Origin of the sequence: Acidisphaera sp. S103 (genome assembly GCF_009765975.1) — a bacterium.
Classification (GTDB): Bacteria; Pseudomonadota; Alphaproteobacteria; order Acetobacterales; family Acetobacteraceae; genus Rhodopila.
Map to the genome: position 1 here is coordinate 15,714 of NZ_LMUJ01000031.1, position 19,156 is coordinate 34,869.

Below are 19,156 nucleotides of genomic sequence, written 5' to 3' on the forward strand. Positions count from 1 at the left end.
GTTGTGGGAGAGTCTAACCGATTGGTGGGGTGGCGCCAGGGGGCACGATTTGTGGCCGGGTGGCGATCAATAGGGGAACAGGATCCCATCCGTTTCCAGAATGTGGAGCGTTTCCGCGAATGTCTTGCCGGTGTGCAATTGGTACCAGGTTCCGGTGTGCCGCATCCAGTAGATGTCGAACTGGTCCGGCCCCATGCGGTCGATGCGGGCGAACGATGCGTCGAATTCCATTCCTGCGGTTTCCGGAAAGCCAGAGCGGTACCGCCTCATGAAGCGATAGCGTCCGGCCCGCCATTCACCGCGGATATCGACCATGTAGTTGAATTCGGTTGGCTTGATCGACGGCAGGAAGCGCGGTTTTAGGACGGTAGCAATGAATGTTTCGCAGGTGTCGATAATTGCCTGCTTCTCGGCTGCATCCGGGGACACCGGCTTGGGCGGGACCGGTGCCCACACTCCGCGACGTGAGCGCGCCATTATCCCCGTACCTGTATCTCCGGCAACGGAATGAACTCCTTCTCGTCGCCTGCGACCGTTCCGAAACGCCGCGCTTTCCAATCGGCCTTCGCCTGCTCGATCCGGTCCCGGGAGGACGAAACGAAGTTCCAGAAGATATGGCGCGGCCCGTCCATGACGGCGCCGCCCAGCAGCAAAAGCCGAGCACCCAGCGGTCCGGCCCGCATGGCGAGCCGATCGCCTGCTCGGAACAGCAACATCCGCCCGGCCTCGAAGCGCGTCCCGGCGACATCCACCGAACCGGTAACGACGTAGACGCCGCGTTCCTCATGCTGATCAGGCAACGGCAACACCGAACCGGGCGCCAGTGCGGCATCGGCATAGAACAGCGGCCAGTGCGTCTGAACCGGGGAACGGAGACCCCATCCGTCACCGGCGATCAGACGCAGTTGGACGCCGCCATCGGCCAGCATCGGCAATGTGTCCGCGGCGTGATGGGTGAAGGCCGGGGCGGTTTCCTCCATCGTCTTCGGCAGCGCGGCCCAGGACTGGATACCGAACAGCTGGTTGGCATGTCCCCTCAATGCCGCATCGGTGCGTTCGGAGTGCGCGATGCCGCTGCCGGCGGTCATCCAGTTCACGTCGCCAGGCACGATAGGCAACTGCGTGCCCAGACTGTCGCGATGCAGGATGGAGCCCTCGAACAGATACGTCACGGTGGCCAAGCCAATATGCGGATGCGGCCGGACATCCAGGCCGTGTCCGGTGAGGAACTCGCCCGGTCCCATCTGGTCGAAGAAGATGAACGGGCCGATCATCTGCTTTTCTTTGGTGGGCAGGGCGCGATGGACTTCGAACCCGCCGACGTCGTGGGCACGCGGCACGATCACTGCCTCAATCGATCCCTGGGTCATGATGGTTGGCTTGCCTCCCACAAATCGTTGCGTCGCTGGACGTTCAGCCAGAATTTCGTGCTGGTGCCGAACACACGGGCAAGCGTCGCCGCGGTATCGGCGGTAACGCTGCGATGGTCGCTGCACAGTTCATCGACGTGCCGCCGCCGGACACCCATGGCCTCGGCAAGCTCGGTCTGCGACAGACCCATCGGCCGCATGAATTCCTCAACCAGAATTTGCCCCGCGGTTGCCGGCTTTCGGGCTGTGATCAACATGGCTCACCTCATTTATCGCAGCGGTTCAACCTTGCCGGGGGTGAAAACGTTTACACCGCAACCCGCATCCCTTACCGTCTCATACCACAAGCGAAGGCGATACCACCGCCCATGAACCGTCCCGCCTCCGACCACCTGACCGGCGCCATCGACTGCGACATCCACCCCGCCCTGCCGGCCACGCGTGTGCTGCTGCCGCATTTCGACCCCTACTGGCGCGAACACGTCCTGCGCCGCGGCCTGGAGCGCGAAAATTTCGAGCCCAGCAGCTATCCCGCCAACGCCCCGATCAACGGCCGCCCCGATTGGCACCTGCCGTCCGGCCCGCCCGGCAGCAGCCTGCCCGCGTTGCAAGCCCATCTGCTGGACCGCCTGCGTCCCGCCCATGCCATCTGCAATGTCGTCCACGGCGCTCAGGTCATGCTCAGCGAGGACCTGTCCGCCGCGTTCTGCCGGGCCATCAACAACTGGATCAAGGCGGAATGGCTGGACCGAGACCCCCGCCTGCGCGCCTCCATTGTCGTGCCGCCGCACAGCGCGGAACTGGCGGTCGAGGAAATCGAGCGCCTCGCCCCCGATCCCCGTTTCGTCCAGGTCCTTCTCCTTGCGATGACCGAAGTGCCGCTCGGCCGCCGGCAGAACTGGCCGATCTACAAGGCCGCATCCCAACACGGACTGCCCATCGGCATCCACGCCGGCAGCAGTTTCCGCCATCCGCCCAGCGCCCTGGGCTGGCCGTCCTATTACCTGGAGGACTACGTCTCCCAGGCGCAAGGCTTCCAGGCTGCGCTGAACAGCCTGGTCAGCGAGGGCGTATTCGTAAAATTCCCCGACCTGAAGGTGGTGCTGATCGAATCCGGCGTCACCTGGCTGCCGGCGTCGCTGTGGCGGCTCGACAAGACCTGGCGCGGGGTACGAGCAGAGGTGCCGTGGCTGGAAGAACAGCCAACGGAAACCGTCCGCCGCCATGTCCGGCTGACCTTACAACCGTTCGACGCCCCACCCACCGAACAACAGCTTCACACGCTGCTGGAGCAGCTTGGCTCCGACCGGATGCTGCTGTTCTCCTCCGACTATCCGCACTGGCATTTCGACGGCGACGAAGCGTTGCCGTCCGGACTGTCGGCCGAACTGATCCGCAAGATTTGCGTCGAAAACCCGCTGGAAACTTATCCTCGCCTGAAGGAGACATCGTGATGAACGTCACCGTCCTGGATCGCAAACCTGCCCCATCGCTCGGGTCTGACCGTCCCGCGCAAAGCCACATGGGCTTCATCGACTGCGACGTGCATCCTTACGTCAAAGGCCCCAACGACTTCGATCCGTTCCTGTCCAAGCGCTGGCTGGACCACAAGAACACCATCGGCGGCCGCCCTCGTCAGGGTTTGGCCAAGACGTCGATGTATCCCCGCATGTCGCCCGGCGCCGGCATGCGCATGGACTCGTGGCCCAAATCCGGCGGCCACCCCGGTTCCGACCTGCCGATGATGCAGGAACAGTTGCTCGACCTGTTCGATGTGACGTACGGCCTGCTGGCCCCGCTGGTTGGCGGCGGACCCGGCGAGCGCAACGTCGAATTCGGCGCTGCCATGGCCACTGCCGCCAACGAATGGCAGCTCGCCCATTGGTGCGACCCCGACCCCCGCCTGCTGGGCGCCGTCCAGATCAACATCGAGCACACCGAAGCCGCCATCGCCGAGATCGAGAAACGCGCCGGCGACCGCCGTTGGGCGCAGGTCAACGTGCCGCCGCGTGGCCTCGAACCCCTCGGCCGCCGCCGCTACTGGCCGATCCTGCAGGCCTGCGCCGCCAACAATTTCCCGATTTCGCTGCACCTGGGCGGCACCAGCGGTCACGCCTCCACCGGTGGCGGCTGGCCGTCATTCTACCACGAGGAACACCCTTCCTACGTGCAGACCATGCAGACCCTGGTCACCAGCCTGGTCTGCGAGGGCGTGTTCGAGGAGATCCCCAACCTGAAGATCGTCCTGGTGGAGGGCGGTTTCGCCTGGCTGCCGGCGCTGTGCTGGCGCCTGGACAAGCATTGGAAGCGCCTGAAGGCGGAAGTTCCGCACCTGAAGCGGTCCCCGTCCGAATACGTCCACGACCACATCTGGGTCACCACCCAGCCGATCGAGGAACCGGAACGCCCGCAGGATATGCTGTCGATCCTGGAATGGATCGGCCCCGACCGGGTGATGTTCTCGACCGACTATCCGCACTGGGACCAGGACGATCCGCGCTATGCCTTCAAGATCCCGCTGCCGGACGACTGGAAGCGCAAGATCTATCGCGACAACGCGAAAGCCCTCTACAACCTGGATTGATTCATGAGCCGCCACGTCGTCGCCAGCATCGAGGAAATCCCGCCCGGAAGCCGGAAAATCGTCACCGTCAACGGGCGGGAGATCGGGATTTTCCGGATTGGCGACGACTTCCACGGCCTGATCAACCGCTGCCCGCACCAGGGCGCGCCGCTCTGCCGCGGGGAAATCGTCAGCCGCCTGGTCGCCCCCAGCCCGGGCGACTACCGCCTGACCCGCTCCGGCGAAATGCTCCGCTGCCCCTGGCACTGCTGGGAATTCGACATCCGCACCGGCCAGTCGTTGTGCGACCCCAACAGCGTGCAGGCCCGCGCGTTCGATGTCGCGGTGGAACCGGGTAAGACCCTGGTGGAAGGCCCGTTCGTCGCCGAACAGGTCCAGGTGACGGTCGAGGAACGCTACGTCGTCGTGACCGTCTGAGCCTCTGTTCCGTTACCGTCATGGCAGGGCGCGTCCCGGCCATCCACGCTTCGTCAGTCGGTGCGAAGATGGCCGGGACACGCCCGGCCATGACGGTTGAGGGCTGTCACGCGCGCTAAAGGCTACCGCGCACGGGTGATGATGGTCTCAACGTTGCTCGCTCGGCCAGAAAAAGCCTAGTGCGACATCAGCACCGGCAGCGTCATGTGCCGCAGTAAATCGCGCGTCACGCCGCCCATGATCATTTCCCGTGTGCGCGAGTGTCCGTACCCGCCCACCACCAGCAGGTCGGCACCGATATCGGCGGCGTAATCCAGCAGCACATCGGCCGCCGGCAGGCCGTCCGACACGACAGTCCGCGCCGCCGTCACCGTCAACCCGTGCCGGCCCAGATGTTCGGCGATGTCGGCCGAGGGTGCCGCCTCGGCTTCCGACGCCGACCCCGGCAATTCGACGGTCAGCACCGTCACGTTGCCTGACGGAGCCAATAACGGCAGCGCATCATGCACCGCGCGCGCGGACTCCCGCGTGGGCGTCCAGCCGACCAGGGTGGTGGTGCCGACGGTCTCGAAATGTCCGGCATAGGGCACCAGAAGCAGCGGCCGCCCCGCCGTCATCAGGATATCCTCGACCAGTGAACGCGCCGCCAGCGGCAACGGATGATCCGGATCGGCCTGTCCCACCACCACCAGGTCAGCCGCTCGGGATCGGCGGGTGATGGCCTGGATCAGCGGTCCGGTTTCCAGCCGCCAATCGCCCTTCAGCCCCTCGCGGCGCAGTCGTTCATGGAACGGCCCCTCGATCAGCGCGGCTTTGGTGCGGGCCTCGCCCTCGACCTTTTTGGCGAATTCCGGCACGGCCCACAGGTCGGGATAGCCGCCCAGGGCGAATGAGGTATCCGGCGGCAACAGCAGTTCCAGCGGGCACAACCCGGTCAGGTGCGCGTCATGCCGCTTGGCCAGCGCCGCCGCCACGGCCAGCTTGGCATTATCGCGAGACGAACCATCCAGCAGGACAACGAGGTCGCGAAGCTTCATGACAGCCTCCTTTGCCGGTCATCATACCCTCCGTCATGCCGATACAGATCGGCATCTACGCCTTTTGCGTGCAAAAACAAAGGCGTGGGTAGCGGGCCTTCGCCCGCCATGACGATTGCATGAGGATGCCGAGCGGTCAATAACAACGCCGATCGGCATTATTGGCATCATGAAGTGGATGTGGGTCGCCAGCCAAGAATTCAAGTCAGTCGGGACCAGGCGATTTCTTGCACTGATCCCGTCCGGTATCTCAGTCCCCTTTGAAAACCGGCTTCCGCTTCTCCAGGAACGCGTTCACTGCCTCTCGGTGATCGGCCGTCGCGTGCGTCAGTGCCTGCAACCCGGCCGACAGTTCCAGCAGCGTATCCAGCCGGCTGTGCCGCCCCTCGATCAGCAGCCGCTTGGCCATCCGCACCGCCTGCGGTGGGTTCACCGCGATCCGCTGCGCCAGCGCCTTCGCCGCGTCCAGCAACTCCGCGTCCGGCACCACGCGCGACACCAATCCGCACGCCAGCGCCTCCTGCGCGTTCAGCATGTCGCCGGTGAACGCCATCTCGCACGCCTTCGAATAGCCGACCACCCGAGGCAGCAGCCACGCCCCGCCATCACCCGGCACGATACCCACCTTCACGAAACTCTCGGCGAAACGGGCACTTTCCCCCGCCACCCGCATGTCGCACATGCAGGCCAGATCGAGCCCAGCGCCGATCGCGGGCCCGTTCACCGCGGCGATGATCGGCACATCCAGCTTCTCGAACGCCAGCGGAATGCGCTGGATGCCGAACTTGTAATACTGCGTCGTCAGCGCGGGGCTGGCCGCCCGTTCCTCAAACGCCTTCTGCATCGCCCGCAGATCGCCGCCCGAACTGAACGCGGTCCCGGCCCCGGTCAGGATGGCAACCCGAGCGGTTTTGTCCTGGTTCAACCGTTCCAGTGCCGCGACGATGCCATCGACCGTTTCGCGTTCGGAGATCGGGTTGCGCATCGCCGGATCGTTTATCGTAATGGTAACGATCTGGCCGTCCTGCTGGTACAGAACCTTGTCGGTCATCGTCGGTTTCCTTTGAAACTATCTTAATCCAAGCCCACGGGCGATGATCCCCCGCAGGATTTCCCTGGCGCCACCGCGCAGCGAGAACGACGGCGCATGCAACATCGTGTGCGCCAGCACCGCGGCGAACGCCTGCGTCGATTTTTCGTCGGGTTCCTGGTCCACCAACTGGCGGGCGATCTCCGGGATTTCCTGCTCCACCAGTGCGCCCAAATCCTTCACCAACGCCGCCTGCTGTGCCGGATTGTCCCCATTCTGCAACATCCCGGCGACCGATCGCGACAGCCGTCGCAGCGTGATGATGTGTGCGCTTAGCCGCCCGATCGCGACCGCCCCGGCATCCGACGGATCAGGCCCCAGCGCCCGCACCAACTCGACGAACAGCCAGAATGAGGACAGGAACCGTTCCGGCCCGCTGCGTTCGAAGGCCAGTTCGCTAGTCACTTGGTTCCAGCCATCGCCCTCTTTACCCAGCAGGGCGGTCTCCGGCAGGAACGCGTCCTGGAACACGACCTCATTGAAATGATGCTCACCCGTCATCGCGATGATCGGGCGAATGGTGATGCCCGGCGTGTTGTGCAGGTCGACCAGGAACTGGCTGACGCCGCCGTGCCGGTCTTCGGCCGGGCCGGTGCGGCAGAACAGGATCATGTACTGCGACTTGTGCGCGAAGCTGGTCCACACCTTGGTCCCGTTGACCAAATAGCCTCCCTGGACTTTCGCCGCCCGAGTCCGCACTGACGCCAGGTCGGACCCGACATCCGGCTCGCTCATGCCGATGCAGAAGAACGCTTCACCGGCGGCGATGCGCGGCAGGATCTTCTTCTGCTCGTCTGTGCCGACGCGCAGGATCAGCGGCCCGGACTGTCGGTCGGCGATCCAGTGCAACGCCACCGGAGCCCCGGCGGCCAGCATCTCCTCCAGCACCACGTAGCGTTCCAGCGACGACCGTTCATGCCCGCCGTGCGCCTTCGGCCAGGTCATGCCGATCCAGCCGCGCTGCCCCATCTTGCGGCTGAAATCCGCATCCATCCCGGTCCAGGACTCCGCCCGCTCCACCGGTTTGCGGCCGGCCAGTTCGGTGCGCAAGAAATCACGCACCTCCAGGCGCAGGGCTTCGGCCTCGGGGCAGGGCGGTGGCGGGGGGAAGGTGAAGGCGTTCACCGGCGTGTCCTCGGCTGTCGGTTACCAGCCGGTAGCCTGAGGGGCGGAGGGGGTCAAGGCCCATTGCCGAACCACGCCGAAGCCGGCATCAACGCCGCCGTAAGGAGAATCGCCATGGACCGCAGACACCTGCTGGCCGGCGCCGCCCTCGCCGGCACCGTCCTGACCGCTTCAGCCCGGGCCGCCGACGACAGCACCCTGATCGACCGCTTTGCCGCGACGCTCAGCGCGCACGACATGGCCGGTTTCGCCGCGCTGTTCGCCGAGGACTACGTCAACCACCAGACCAGCGCCGCCGTTCCCCCGCCGCCGGCTGGCAAAACCCCCAAACAACTGTCCGTCGCGTTTTTCGCCGCCCGTCTGGCCGGCATCCCGGATCTTCGGGTCACGGTGGAAACCGCCCTCGCCGCCGATGGCAAGGTCGCTGCGAGCTTCGTCTATACCGGCACCCATGGCGGACTCTATTTCGGCATCGCCCCCACTGGGCGAAAGCTGCGCTTCACCTCCTGCGACATCTTCCGGGTTACGAACAACCAGTTCGCCGAACATTGGGGCATGGGCGACATCGCTGGCGTGCTGGCGCAATTGCGAGCCTGAATCCGCATTTTGCCAGACGGGCACTAACCTCCCGCCAACGCGCTCGCCGCCAGCCGGTGGCCGAGCAACAGGCTCGGCAGTTTGGTGGGATCGGTCCGACCCCAGCCACATTCGCTGGCCACGCCGAACGCCGGCACCGCCCGCCGAGCCGCCGCGATGCGTTTCTGGTCGCCATCCGCGTCGGCGTGGTGGATCAGGCCCAGATACAGCTGTGTCTCCGGCCCTTGCCGCCACCCGGTCAGCGGCGTGAAATAGCCGTCGTCCGTCCGGTCCTGCGGCACCGGGATGTGCATGTAATCGATCCGCCGCCGCACCGCGTCGCCGATACCGTTCATCACCTCGGTCAGGATGCCGGCGTCGCGCGGCATCACCAGATGCGCATCCGCCGGCGACCCGTAACAAAGATGGAAGCCGAGTTCGACCGCATCTGGCACCGCATCGCCCAGCCGGCCGAGCATGGCGAACATCACGGCCTTGTAGTCGGGCGGGCGGCCGGGGAAATAATCCTCAAACACCAGGATTTCCTGGCAGATGTCCCATTGGATCGTCAGGTCGCCGGCTGGAATCGCCGCAACGATCGCTCGCAGAGTTGTCAGCAGGGCACGCTCATACGCCGCGAGGAAGGCCGGGCGGCCGGGCGCGCTGACATACATGTAGCCAGCGGAATTCGGCGTGGGGAGCGAGACCTGAAACCGTATTCCAGCCGGAATGACGCCCTCTTCACGCAGGCCGCGGAACACCGCCCATGACTCCAGCGCCGCCTCCGCGTAGCCGGTGGGGAATGCGACGGTGCCCTGGTCGATCTCCGGCTTCAGGCGCAGCAATTTGGTCTCGCGCAGCAGCCGGCCGTTCCATTCGTGGATACGCAGGACCGGCACTGTGGGGTCGACTTCCATGATGGGAAGCGATTCCAGCATCTCCCGCTGGAAGTAGATCCAGCGCGATCGCTTGCCGGTTTCGCCGTCGGGCAGCCGGCGCACATAGGGACCAAGTTCGCCGGCCAACGTCCGGAACACCGCATCGCTGTCCTGCAACGGCACGCTGCCGACGAAATGGACGAGATCACGAGGCGATGCCATCGAACGTCTCCCTGTCAGGGCACCCGATCAGGCCGCCGCCCGCCGGAGTGGCTGCGAGGTTCGCATAAACCGCCGGACGATGAAAACCAGCACCAGCGATGCCGTGACCACGAACACCCAGTGCGCCGGCCGCAACCCGCGAGCGATCGACTCATTCGCATACAGCACCCGCCACGGATTGACCCGCGTGGTCAGCCCGTACCACCCGAACTCCATCACCGCCGTCGCCAGCCCTGACACCACCGCCAGCCCGCCATACAGTGCCGCCGTGACACCGACGCCCTGCTTGCGCCGCCACGTCTCCGGCAACGCGCGCCACGCCATCAGCCAGATGAACAAGCCGGACACGAACACCGGCTCCGAGACGTTCAGTTTGGACTGGATATAGTAATGCAGCAGCGCCACGGCGGCGAACGGATAGGCCAGCCGGTGCAACCGCTTCCAGTTCCGCCCCAGCTTCTTCACCCATCCGTCGGTGGAGGTGACCGCAAGCGAAAGCAGCACCAGCAGGGTGATAAACCCGATGGTCAGGTAGAACCGCAGCGCAATTTCCGAAATCACTGTCAGCAGCTTGAAGTTTTGATCGACGACGTACAGGCAGAGATGCGCCACCGCATAGCAGGCTGCCGCGACCCCGACATTCCGCCTGACCAGCAAAAGTGACGGCCAATCCAGCGCTCGGGCGAATGGCGTAATCGCCAGTGAGATCATGAAACAACGAACCGCCCACAGCCCGGTGCCATGAATAGCTTCGGTGATCGGCCGAGCGCCCAGCATGCCCATCGCCAGCCAATAGCCATACAGCACGCCGGGAACCAGCAACGCCACCAGTACAGCCGCCTTGAACGGCAAGAATCTGCCGCGGCGATCCCGCCAGGGAACAGTCATCGATTGTGAACTCCGTTTCGCTCCATGTAGGCAAATCAGGGCAAAATGTCAGGTTAAAGGCCCGCAAGGCGCCCCGTAAACTTGCGCGATTCCACCAGGACGCTCACCATGCCCTGGCAAGTTTTACGAACGACGGAGAAGATTAGATGTCTGCCGCGCTGAAAATCCAACCCGACATGACCGACGCCGAGTGGCATGCCCGCTGCGAACTCGCCGCCCTCTACCACGTCGTCAATCACCTCGGTTGGACCGACCTGACCAACACCCATATGTCGGCTCGCATCCCCGGCGAACCGAACCACTTCCTGATCAACAACTATGGCGAGATGTTCGACGAGATCACCGCGTCGTCGCTGGTGAAGATGGACATGGAGGGGAACGTCCTGACGCCGGGCGGCAAATTCAACAACGCCGGCTTCATCATCCACAGCGGCGTCTACAAGGCTCGGCCCGACGCTAACTGCGTGCTGCACACGCATACACGCGCCGGCGCCGGCGTGTCGCTGATGCGCAAGGGCCTGCGCCCGATCAGCCAGGACGCGCTGCATGTGATCGACGACGTCGTCTATCACGAATACGGCGTCCCCGCGACGGTCGAGGAATGCGATGCGCTGGGCGTCAGTTGCAAGACCGGAAGCTGCGTCGTGCTGCTCAACCATGGCCTGCTCACCCTGGGGGAGACGATCCACGGCGCCATGATGCGGCTCTATATGCTGGAACGCGCCTGTGAGCTGGAACTGATCGCCCGGCAAATGGACGAGGCGCCGGTGGTCATCGACGAATACGTCCAGCGCAAGGCCGCGGAACGCATGAAGAAGATGCGCCCGACCGAGGGTTACGGCCTGAACGAATGGCAAGGCCTCGTGCGCACGGTCGAACGCAAGGGCGCCGACTTCCGCCGGTAACCCGGGTTTTCGGTCACGGCGTCGATGGTCTCCCCTGGGGGACTGTCGGCGCCGTTTCCGTTTGAGATACAAGATGCCCCGTGACCGAACTCCTTCGCCTGACCGATCTGCATGAAGCCTCGCCCGGCCTGCGGCGCGTGGCGCATGGCTACGCGACGTCGGGAACGTGGAAGCGGGTCATATACCGGGCCGCCACGGTCGGATGGGAAGTTCTGGCCGCGTTGCCCCGCGACGCAGTCCGGGCGGTCCGGCCAGCCGCCGCGCCACTGCGGCAGGAAGACGGCATTCGACCGGCGCCGGACGCCACCCGGATTGCATTGTACGTGCATTATTCCGCCACCGGTCAGGTTTCGGCGATGGTGCGTCATCAGCTTGCGCAGTTCGGTCAGTTCGGCTTCGCGATCGTGTTCATCTCCATGGCCAGGCGCATCCCGGAGGATGACTGGCAGGCCGCGCGCGAGCTATGTGCCTTGGTCGTGCATCGGGAGAATTTCGGCCGCGACTTCGGTGCCTGGCACGACGTGATGCCGGAGGTGCGCCGCCGCTGGCCGCACCCCGACGAACTGATCCTCGCGAACGACAGCGTGCTTGGGCCGATCCACCCTCTGGCGCCGGTCATCGACACCATGCGCGCGGGTGGCCAAGGCTTGTTTGGGCTGACGGAAAGCCTGCAAGGCGGTCCGCATCTGCAAAGCTACCTGCTGTTGGCCCGCGGCAATGCCGCGGTGACGGACCTGATGGGATTTCTGCAAACCCTGTACGTCAGCCACTCCAAGTGGCTGTTGGTACAGATGGGAGAGATCAGGCTGGCCCGATGGATGCGGCAGCGCGGTCATCGTGTGGCGGCGGTGTTCGGGTACGATCGCCTTGTCCAGGCGGCGGTGGCTGATCCGGCCGAACGGCGGCTTCTGATGGGATCGAGTGCGCGATTGCGAGACCTGGACCGGCTGCCCGCGGATCAGGCGGCCACCTTGCTGCACGAATGGCCGCTGAACCCGACGCAGCATTTGTGGCATGTGCTGGCGACGAAATTCGGCGACCCATTCGTGAAGACGGAACTGGTGCGGCACAACCCTGGCCGGCTGCCAGGGGTAGAAGAGTGGCCGGCGGTCGTCACGCCAGAGTCCCCCTGCCCATTACCGATGCTTCAGGCACATCTGAAAACCATGAGCGCCTGAGGTTGAAGCGGAGAAGGATGGTGGGACCGTCGGGGACGTGGCCGTTACGGTCCCGTGGCATTTCGAGGGGACCGTCCGGTGATTGGGGGATCATGATCAGAGCATGCGACCGGCAAAGCGAAGAATGCCCAGCGCAGCATCAACCGGATCCGCAAGGTCATGCATGTCTTCAAAGGGGAGCACAGCCAGGGCGCGAAGGGCATGGCGAACTCGCTGGTCAATCGGCGCATGACCAAATCCCAGCAGATGCGATGGTCACGAAATGGCGCCGATCTGCTGCTCCAAGTTCGTTGCGCGGTCTCCAATGGCACGCCCGGTCCCGGGTTTGGGCATCGATTTGACCGGATCGCCAATGCAGACCCGATCTTTGCCGAAGCACCATGATCCCCCAATGGCGGGGCACCGGGCAGTGATGTAACGCCAGCGTTTAACGCTCGCCGGTATCAGACCACTCTCACCGGGTAGGACATACTCGTGGTCTGCCCCGCCAGTTCGAGACCCTTCGTTTCGGGTCCAAGCAACCCAAGACTGCCCCAACCACTCAGCCGATCATCCAGATCAGGCGGCGAACGGGTGCTTTGCCGTCTTATAGTTCGCCTGGACATGCGCCGATGTCGGTTGGCCGCCAACCGCTCGGGCGATCGCTTCTTTTGTTGCCTGGTAATTGTATTCCTGGATCTTCTTGTCGTCGTCCGCCAGCCAATGGATGAACACGCCGACCGCGATGAACAGGTCGTCAGCTTCGTCGGCGGGGATCACGCCCTCGGCGACGCTGTCGGCGACGGCCATTGCCACGCCGTGCTGGGCCGGGCCGAACATCTGCACCGCCTGCTTGGCGCCCTTGATCGTAACCTTGTTGAACAGAATCGTGTTCGGCTTGCACAGCAAGTTTGGCGCTACGACGGCCAGCAGGGTGGTGAACCCGTCCTTGTTGTTGGTCAGCGCGTTGCAGAAGGCTGTCTCCGCCGCGCTGCCGCGCGGTCCGATGATCAGATCGACGTGTGCGACCTCATTGCCCTCGCCGACCAGAGATTCCCCAACGCCTACTTTGGTGATCTTTGCCATAACGGATTCCTCCTGAGTCGTCTTCTTTGAAGGATTGGACGCCGGTCCCGCTTATGGGCCGCGGGTAGGAGACAGCCGATCTCCGGGCGCACTGAACAGAACCATTATCCTAGGTGAAGCGCAAGCCCAGACGCCAGGCAAAAGCCGTCGCGACAGTCAAGTCCGCGCTGGTGCCCGGATTGATGCCCTTGACCTTCAAAACATGGTCCCAGGCCAGCAGTTCGGGCAGCATCGTGGCGGGGTTCGTGCAGGCCGCCAACGCATCGCGGACGCTGTTGGCCTTGTGTTGGACGGAGGTGGCGATCGCGGGACCGTGTTTGCGCTGGATATGGCTGTCAGGACATGTTGCTAGGAATTCCAGGAATGCCGTCAGCGTCGCCCAGGATGGATCGGGCCAGCGCAACCGAGCGGCTGCGTAGGATGTGAGGGTGGGTCCGAGGATGTCGGCGAAGCCGTTGGTCCATTGGCGGGCGATGCTGTCTCGATCGGCGGCTTCTGCCATGGCGGCGGCCAAGGTCACGGTCGCTGGCTGGTGGACGTCGTGGCGATCGGCGGATCCCAGCCCGCCCGGCTGGGCCAGGCGGATGGCTTCGAAGACCGCCTGGGCGTCCTCGAGATCGGATGCGGCGATCACGGCGGCTGGGGTTTCGCCGTGTTCCGCTGCCATGGCCAGTGGGCCGCACAGCAGGAGAATCCCCAGGTTGGTGTTCTGTCCGACGGCTTGCCATGTTGCGGCGGTGGCGTCGCGGATCCTTTCGCCCAGGCGAGCACCGAAGCGGCACAGCAAGGGGGCGGAGACCTCGGCGCTGCGGGTGAAATCGGCGACGGTCATGCGATGGCCGGCGGCGTGGATGTGCACGTTGCCGGGTTTGGGGGCGTTCAGTTCCTCCAGGCAGGCCTCGATGTAAGCCGAAGTGATGATCATCGCAGTGCGGCCAGCAGGCCGGCGGCGATGTGGCCGGCGACCGAGGTAGCGGTCACGCGCTGCAATCCTTTCCAGCCCGGCATCGAATTGACCTCCAGCACCCATGGGCGCCCGTCGCCGTCCACCAGAATGTCGACGCCGGCATAGGCGGCGCCGACGCAGGAAGCCGCTCGTATGGCGAGGTCGGTCATCCGGGAGTCTGGCTGGAACGGCAGGGTTTGGGCGCCTTGGCGGACGTTGGTGACCCAGGTCTCGGCCTGGCGGGTCATCGCGGCGACAACCGATCCGGCACAGACGAACAGACGGTGGTCGTGGAAGGTTCCGGTTCCTGTGGGGATATATCGTTGCAGGTAGTAGACGCCGCCGACAATTTCTGGGGGCGGCAGGTCCGCACCGGTGGTGATCAGGCGCAGGCCGCGGCCTTGGGAACCGAACAGCGGTTTCAGTACCAGGGGGCCGGTGGGGCATTCGCGGTCCGCGACTTTCAGCGCAGCCGCCTGCCCTTCGACCGCCCAGGTCGGCGGCGTTGCGATGCCGGCGTGTGCCAGGAAGAAGCTGGTGGTGGATTTGTCGACGCAGCGCTCGATGGCTCTGGCGTCGTTCCAGACCAGGACGCCCTGTTCGCGTAGCGCATGCAGCACGCCGAGGCGGCGGGTGACTTCCTCGAAGCTGCCGCCGGAGATCGATCGCACCAGCACGGCGTTGGGCAGCCCGTCATCGAAGCCGGGTAAGGCGAGGCCGTGTGGATGTCCGGTGTCGAAGGCGGCGTCGGACAGGCGGAAGGGCACGACCGTGATGCCTCGAGCCGCGAACGCCCGCATCAGCCGGCGGGCGTGCCAGTCTTCGGTGTCGATCGCCAGTCCAATGCGCATCGCGGGGGCGGTCAGGACACCCGGCCGAACGAGGCATCCAGCAGCGCCGCGTCGACCGCACCGGCGAAGAAGCTCTCGCCGGTTTCCAGCGCGGTGATGGTGACCGCCGCGGGGCTGAACAGCATCGGGTCGATGGCGTAGAAATCGCCTTTGGCCGCCTTGAAGATTTCGGCGAAGGGGCGGCCGTAGTCGCGCGATTTCGCGGCCGGCATGGCCTCGGCGAGGTCGCGAGCGGCGGATGCTGGTCCCGTAACGAAGAGGTGTACCCGGCCGCCGAAGATGATGGCGTCGTTGGTGCGGCCCATGGCGGTGACGAAATCCGGGTGGGGCGGGGGCAGCGGCGCGGCACCCATGCCGTCGACGATGTTGGCCAGCGGGAAGTGCAGTTCGTGCGCCTTGTGCAGCGCGACCTCCAGGACGCGGGCGACGACCTGCACGCCGCCGGCCAGGCTTTGGGTTGGCGCGTAGAGGATCGCCAGGCCGGATGGGTCGATGCCGCAGGCTTCGGCGATCTGCTTCACCAGCGGGGCGGGTGGCGGCTTGCCGCTTTCCAGCACCAGGACGGCTTGTTTCGAGGTGTCTTGGACGTCGAGTTCCTCGAACAGTTTTTCCTTACGGGCGAGCACGCGTGCCGGGCCGGATCCCAGGGCGAAAAACGATCCCTTGCCTTTGCCGTGGGAGAGGCTCCATCCGGCGTATTGGCTGCCCAGGCAGGCGGTGACCGGGTTGGCGGTGGACACCGAGATCGTCCATGGCCAGTGCGGCACTGTCGCGTCGGTGGTCAGTTGGACCTGGCCCAGGCCGCCGAGGCAGATCTCGGCCAGGCGCAGGCCGGCCGCGATGCCGCCTTGATGGTTGGCACCGGCGTCGATGAGCAGTTCGCCGGCCTCGCCGCGGGAGACGCCTACGCGCAGGGCGGCGGCATCCGAACGGACGGAGTCCACCAGGCGGTAAGCGCGCGCGTTCAGGGTCGGGTCGGTCATGGAGGGGCTTCCGCGCTGGCCAGGATCTCGGCTGCCCGGTCGCGCACCAATTGCTCAGCGCCGGTCGCGTCGGCGGCGTCGGCCAGTACGGTGCAGAGCGGTGCGCCCGCCGGCACCGGTTCGCCTGATGGCTGTCGATCCGCCGTCCAGGCGGGCCAGGCGAAGTCCGGTGGCAGCCGGATGGCCTGCCTCGCGTAGACGGTCGCGGCGGCCGCGGCGGCCGGCCAGACCGGCGGGGCGTCGGGCAGCACGCCACGGCAGGCGTCGAGATGCAGGCGGAACAAGGCCTGTCCGGCGAAGATGTCCACCGTGGCGCCGGGCCTCGGGTTAATTTCCAGCAGATCCAGGCCGTCGTGCCGCACCAGGAAGTCGGCGCTGTTCAGGCCTCGCAGGTCGGTGAGCGCCACCAGGCGGGCGACGGCGTCGGCGATGTCCGCTGCCTGGCGGGGTGGAACTGGAGCCGGACGGGAGGCGCCGCCGTAGCGGAACGGGTGGCGGGGTGACGGGTCGGCCCATTGCCGGCTCAGCCCGAGGACGCGGCAGGCGCCACCGGCGGCCAGGAAGGCGACAGAGACGGGTTCGCCGGCCGCATGGCGCTGATAGTAGCGCCCGGGGCGCTGGCCGGCCCGTCGCGTGGAGGCGGCGATGTGGACGCCACCTGACCCTCCGGCACGCTTGCGCAGCCACTTGCCGCTTGTGGGCTGGTCTCGCCGTATGTCGGGGTGCGGTAAGCCGGCGCGGGCGCAGGTTTCGGCGAACTGGAACGGGTCTTTTATCGCGGTGACGACCTCGGCCGGGTTGCCCAGCAGGATGTGGTGGGTCGCGAGGGCGTGCAGCAGGCGGGGACGGTCCTCGAAGCCGCTGCCGACCACGACGCCGATCACCTGCCTTTCGGCCGCCAGGCGGTCGAGGGACGCCAGCAACCCGGTTTGTGAAAATCCGCGCGTCAGGGTGCCGGGCACGCGTTCGCTTGCCTCGGCCAGTTCGCTTGTGTCGAGGTCGCCGAACAGGTCGGCCACCAGCGGCCGGTAGCCATCACGCCTGGCGCAGGCTGCCAGTGCTCTGCCCGACAGGGCGGCGATCAGGACGGCGGGTTGGGTGGGAGTCATCGGGCGAGGTCGCGGGCCAGCGCGAAAGCGTCGCGGAAATCCAGTGTCAGTGGCTTGGTGCTTTCGATCATGCGGCGGAACAGGCCGAACTCGGTTTGGTATTTGGTCTGCCCGATCGCCAGCGGGCCGATGCCCACCGTGGGGCCGTCGCCGATCTTCACGCCGTCGGCGAAGGCATCCAGTCCGGCGACGCCCAGCGGGGGCACGGCGTTGACGTCGGCGACGGCGAGCAGGCCGGGGGATGATTTCAACAGGTCGGCACTGATGATCTCGACGCCTGCGCGTCCGGCGCATAGGGCAACTTCGGCGCCGCGGAGCAACTGTGCCTTCAGGTCGTCCGAACTGCCGTCTGCCGCGGCGACGGCGGTGCCAAACCGAGCGGCGATTTCGTCGGCGGCTTTTTGGACGCGTTGTATTCCGTCGTAGCCGACGAGCGTGACCTGTGCGCCCTCCAACGCGCTGATCACCGCCGAGGCGAAGCCCACGACGCCGGTGGCGCCGAACACCAGGATGCGCGTTCCGGACAGTTCCCGGCTGTGCGAGGCGCGTAGCGCGCGCTCCAGACGGGCGACCATCGCGGCAGCGGTGGTGAATGAGCCCGCGGGGTCGACGAACAGCGACAGCACGAAGGGCGGCACCATCGCTTTCTTTGCGCGATCCAGCATGTCCAGCGCGGCGATGGCGTCCTTGCCGCCGATGAACACGCAGGTCTTTGCACCGTCTTTCGGTGACCGGGAGAAAATCGCATCCTGCACCAGGCTGGCGACTTCGTCCATCGTTACGTTGGTGTACGGTATGACCGCGTCGTAGCCGGCGTCCAGCGCCATGTTCAGGTCGAAGGGACTGGCGTGCCGCAACGGGCTCAGCAGATGCAGAATCCTTTTGTCGGCCACGGCGTTTCCTTTACTTGGGCATTGTGGTTTTTGTATTCAGGCCACGTCCACCGATGCGCCTCGATTCAACACGCGGCAGATCAGCAAGTCCAGTTGTTTCAGCGCGCCTCTGGCTTCCAATTCGCCGCTCAGCCGGTGCGCTTCGCGTTCGTTTTCGGCGAAGGCGAAGCCGGTTGGTCCCCAGGAACTCTGGCCGACCCCGGTTGCGCCTGCGTCCGCCAGTAAGCGCAATGCGGCGCCGACGCCAGGGCTGGTGAAGCGTCCGCCCTGGGACGGTGCGAAGTAGTCGCCGACATGGGCCTGGATCGCGGTGATGGCCGAACCGAAGCCGGGCAGGTCGTGTTCGGCCAGCGCGGGCAGCGCCTGCATCAGTACCAGGCGGCAGATGGCGCCCGATATCGCCGGGTCCATGGGGTCCAGGGAGTCGAATGCGGCGCGCTCCTGTGGGCCGGACAGGCCTTCGCTGTGGCGGTCGAGCACCAGCAGGACGCGCCATGCCTCGGGCAGCGCGGCGCGGGCCAGCAGCGGTGGTGGGCCTGGCTGGGTGCCTCTGCCGCCGTCGATGACGAGGCCACCCTGGCTGAACAGGCCGATGCCGATGCCGGAGCGGGCACCGCGTCCCAGGTGGGTCGCATCGCCTCGGGGATCGTCGGGACGGCCGTGCAGCCGCCGCACCGCGGCCGCGACCGCGAGTGCGAGTTGGGTCCCGGAACCGAGGCCGGCGTGCGGCGGCATTGCCTGTTCGATCTCCACCGCGTGGTGGCTGGTCAGGCCGAGGTGGGAACACATCTGCGCGAGATAGCGGGTGACCCGGTCGTGTTCCGGACCGTGGACCTGGGTGATGTCCGAACGGCGGACGGTGAGGCGGGTCACCGGCTGGTCGAGCGACAGGCCGATACTGCCGAAGCGCCGGCCCAATCCGCCGTCCAGGTCGAAGAAGCCGAGGTGCAGGCGCGCGGTGCAGGTGACCGTTACGGCGGTGCCTCCATCCGTGAGTTGAGGGCCGGATTTGGGAGAAGGCGTGGATGGCGGGCCTTCG

Annotated in this window: 22 protein-coding genes; 7 read left to right on the forward strand and 15 right to left on the reverse strand. The window is 65.7% G+C overall.

Translation table 11 applies throughout. The features are described from left to right. Positions 1 to 66: 66 nt before the first annotated feature. The 3 genes from GSQ89_RS04575 to GSQ89_RS04585 are packed head-to-tail and all read right to left on the reverse strand — an operon-like array spanning position 67 to position 1,627. Positions 67 to 477, reverse strand: coding sequence for a hypothetical protein (locus GSQ89_RS04575; protein ID WP_216856009.1), 411 nt, complete (start codon positions 475 to 477; stop codon positions 67 to 69). Next, the gene (locus GSQ89_RS04580) at positions 477 to 1,370 is read right to left on the reverse strand and encodes a pirin family protein (RefSeq protein WP_158922491.1); all 894 of its coding nucleotides are present in this window, start codon (positions 1,368 to 1,370) and stop codon (positions 477 to 479) included. The genes GSQ89_RS04575 and GSQ89_RS04580 overlap by 1 nt, the downstream gene beginning before the upstream one ends. Continuing rightward, positions 1,367 to 1,627, reverse strand: coding sequence for a HigA family addiction module antitoxin (locus tag GSQ89_RS04585; protein WP_158922493.1), 261 nt, complete (start codon positions 1,625 to 1,627; stop codon positions 1,367 to 1,369). The genes GSQ89_RS04580 and GSQ89_RS04585 overlap by 4 nt, the downstream gene beginning before the upstream one ends. 111 nt (positions 1,628 to 1,738) lie before the next feature. On the opposite strand from GSQ89_RS04585, the gene GSQ89_RS04590 reads away from it, so the two are divergent. Genes GSQ89_RS04590 through GSQ89_RS04600 form a run of 3 tightly spaced genes read left to right on the forward strand, consistent with a single transcriptional unit; the run spans position 1,739 to position 4,371 of the window. Then, a complete protein-coding gene (locus GSQ89_RS04590; RefSeq protein WP_158922494.1) occupies positions 1,739 to 2,824 on the forward strand; it encodes an amidohydrolase family protein in 1,086 nt (361 codons plus the stop codon). Further along, a complete protein-coding gene (locus GSQ89_RS04595; RefSeq protein ID WP_158922496.1) occupies positions 2,824 to 3,954 on the forward strand; it encodes an amidohydrolase family protein in 1,131 nt (376 codons plus the stop codon). The genes GSQ89_RS04590 and GSQ89_RS04595 overlap by 1 nt, the downstream gene beginning before the upstream one ends. Positions 3,955 to 3,957: 3 nt before the next feature. Continuing rightward, positions 3,958 to 4,371, forward strand: a complete 414-nt coding sequence (locus tag GSQ89_RS04600; protein ID WP_158922498.1) for a Rieske (2Fe-2S) protein — start codon at positions 3,958 to 3,960, stop codon at positions 4,369 to 4,371. A gap of 176 nt (positions 4,372 to 4,547) precedes the next feature. Here GSQ89_RS04600 and GSQ89_RS04605 read toward each other — a convergent pair whose 3' ends face one another. From GSQ89_RS04605 to GSQ89_RS04615, 3 genes are all read right to left on the reverse strand, one after another. Then, positions 4,548 to 5,408: a universal stress protein gene (locus GSQ89_RS04605; RefSeq protein WP_158922500.1), complete on the reverse strand. Its 861-nt coding sequence runs from the start codon at positions 5,406 to 5,408 to the stop codon at positions 4,548 to 4,550. Positions 5,409 to 5,658: 250 nt separating this feature from the next. Next, a complete protein-coding gene (locus tag GSQ89_RS04610) occupies positions 5,659 to 6,459 on the reverse strand; it encodes a crotonase/enoyl-CoA hydratase family protein (protein WP_158922502.1) in 801 nt (266 codons plus the stop codon). Between the two features lie 18 nt (positions 6,460 to 6,477). Continuing rightward, positions 6,478 to 7,623 (reverse strand): acyl-CoA dehydrogenase family protein, encoded by a 1,146-nt coding sequence (locus tag GSQ89_RS04615; protein ID WP_158922504.1) that lies wholly within the window; start codon positions 7,621 to 7,623, stop codon positions 6,478 to 6,480. Positions 7,624 to 7,737: 114 nt separating this feature from the next. Here GSQ89_RS04615 and GSQ89_RS04620 point away from each other — a divergent pair, with 114 nt between their 5' ends. Beyond that, positions 7,738 to 8,220 (forward strand): ester cyclase, encoded by a 483-nt coding sequence (locus tag GSQ89_RS04620; RefSeq protein ID WP_158922505.1) that lies wholly within the window; start codon positions 7,738 to 7,740, stop codon positions 8,218 to 8,220. A 23-nt stretch (positions 8,221 to 8,243) separates the two neighbouring features. On the opposite strand, the gene GSQ89_RS04625 is transcribed toward GSQ89_RS04620, so the two are convergent. Both GSQ89_RS04625 and GSQ89_RS04630 read right to left on the reverse strand, forming a co-directional pair. Beyond that, complete coding sequence (locus GSQ89_RS04625; protein ID WP_158922507.1) at positions 8,244 to 9,299, reverse strand: hypothetical protein; 1,056 nt, start codon at positions 9,297 to 9,299, stop codon at positions 8,244 to 8,246. Between the two features lie 27 nt (positions 9,300 to 9,326). Continuing rightward, positions 9,327 to 10,187 (reverse strand): sulfite oxidase heme-binding subunit YedZ, encoded by an 861-nt coding sequence (locus GSQ89_RS04630; protein WP_158922509.1) that lies wholly within the window; start codon positions 10,185 to 10,187, stop codon positions 9,327 to 9,329. 146 nt (positions 10,188 to 10,333) lie between these two features. On the opposite strand from GSQ89_RS04630, the gene GSQ89_RS04635 reads away from it, so the two are divergent. The 3 genes from GSQ89_RS04635 to GSQ89_RS04645 all read left to right on the forward strand — a co-directional run bounded on the left by GSQ89_RS04635 (position 10,334) and on the right by GSQ89_RS04645 (position 12,654). Then, positions 10,334 to 11,092 carry a class II aldolase/adducin family protein gene (locus tag GSQ89_RS04635; RefSeq protein WP_158922511.1) on the forward strand — a complete coding sequence of 253 codons (759 nt, stop codon included), beginning with the start codon at positions 10,334 to 10,336 and terminating at the stop codon, positions 11,090 to 11,092. A gap of 80 nt (positions 11,093 to 11,172) precedes the next feature. Further along, entirely contained in the window at positions 11,173 to 12,270 is a 1,098-nt protein-coding gene (locus GSQ89_RS04640; RefSeq protein WP_158922513.1) for a rhamnan synthesis F family protein, read from the forward strand. A 201-nt stretch (positions 12,271 to 12,471) separates the two neighbouring features. Further along, on the forward strand, positions 12,472 to 12,654 hold the full coding sequence (locus tag GSQ89_RS04645) for a hypothetical protein (protein WP_216856037.1): 183 nt from the start codon (positions 12,472 to 12,474) through the stop codon (positions 12,652 to 12,654). A gap of 174 nt (positions 12,655 to 12,828) precedes the next feature. Here GSQ89_RS04645 and fae read toward each other — a convergent pair whose 3' ends face one another. From fae to GSQ89_RS04680, 7 genes are all read right to left on the reverse strand, one after another. Then, complete coding sequence (gene fae, locus GSQ89_RS04650) at positions 12,829 to 13,335, reverse strand: formaldehyde-activating enzyme (RefSeq protein ID WP_158922517.1); 507 nt, start codon at positions 13,333 to 13,335, stop codon at positions 12,829 to 12,831. A 109-nt stretch (positions 13,336 to 13,444) separates the two neighbouring features. After that, positions 13,445 to 14,260, reverse strand: a complete 816-nt coding sequence (locus tag GSQ89_RS04655; protein ID WP_158922519.1) for a triphosphoribosyl-dephospho-CoA synthase — start codon at positions 14,258 to 14,260, stop codon at positions 13,445 to 13,447. Continuing rightward, positions 14,257 to 15,132 (reverse strand): RimK family alpha-L-glutamate ligase, encoded by an 876-nt coding sequence (locus tag GSQ89_RS04660; protein WP_158922521.1) that lies wholly within the window; start codon positions 15,130 to 15,132, stop codon positions 14,257 to 14,259. Before GSQ89_RS04660 ends, GSQ89_RS04655 begins: the two co-directional genes overlap by 4 nt. 11 nt (positions 15,133 to 15,143) lie before the next feature. Continuing rightward, a complete protein-coding gene (gene mch, locus GSQ89_RS04665; RefSeq protein ID WP_158922523.1) occupies positions 15,144 to 16,115 on the reverse strand; it encodes a methenyltetrahydromethanopterin cyclohydrolase in 972 nt (323 codons plus the stop codon). After that, positions 16,112 to 17,224, reverse strand: a complete 1,113-nt coding sequence (locus GSQ89_RS04670; protein ID WP_216856010.1) for an ATP-grasp domain-containing protein — start codon at positions 17,222 to 17,224, stop codon at positions 16,112 to 16,114. Before GSQ89_RS04670 ends, mch begins: the two co-directional genes overlap by 4 nt. Further along, positions 17,221 to 18,117, reverse strand: a complete 897-nt coding sequence (locus tag GSQ89_RS04675; RefSeq protein ID WP_158922525.1) for an NAD(P)-dependent methylenetetrahydromethanopterin dehydrogenase — start codon at positions 18,115 to 18,117, stop codon at positions 17,221 to 17,223. The genes GSQ89_RS04670 and GSQ89_RS04675 overlap by 4 nt, the downstream gene beginning before the upstream one ends. A 36-nt stretch (positions 18,118 to 18,153) precedes the next feature. Beyond that, positions 18,154 to 19,156: beta-ribofuranosylaminobenzene 5'-phosphate synthase family protein (locus GSQ89_RS04680; RefSeq protein WP_371734211.1), on the reverse strand; the 1,003-nt coding region annotated here is incomplete at its 5' end.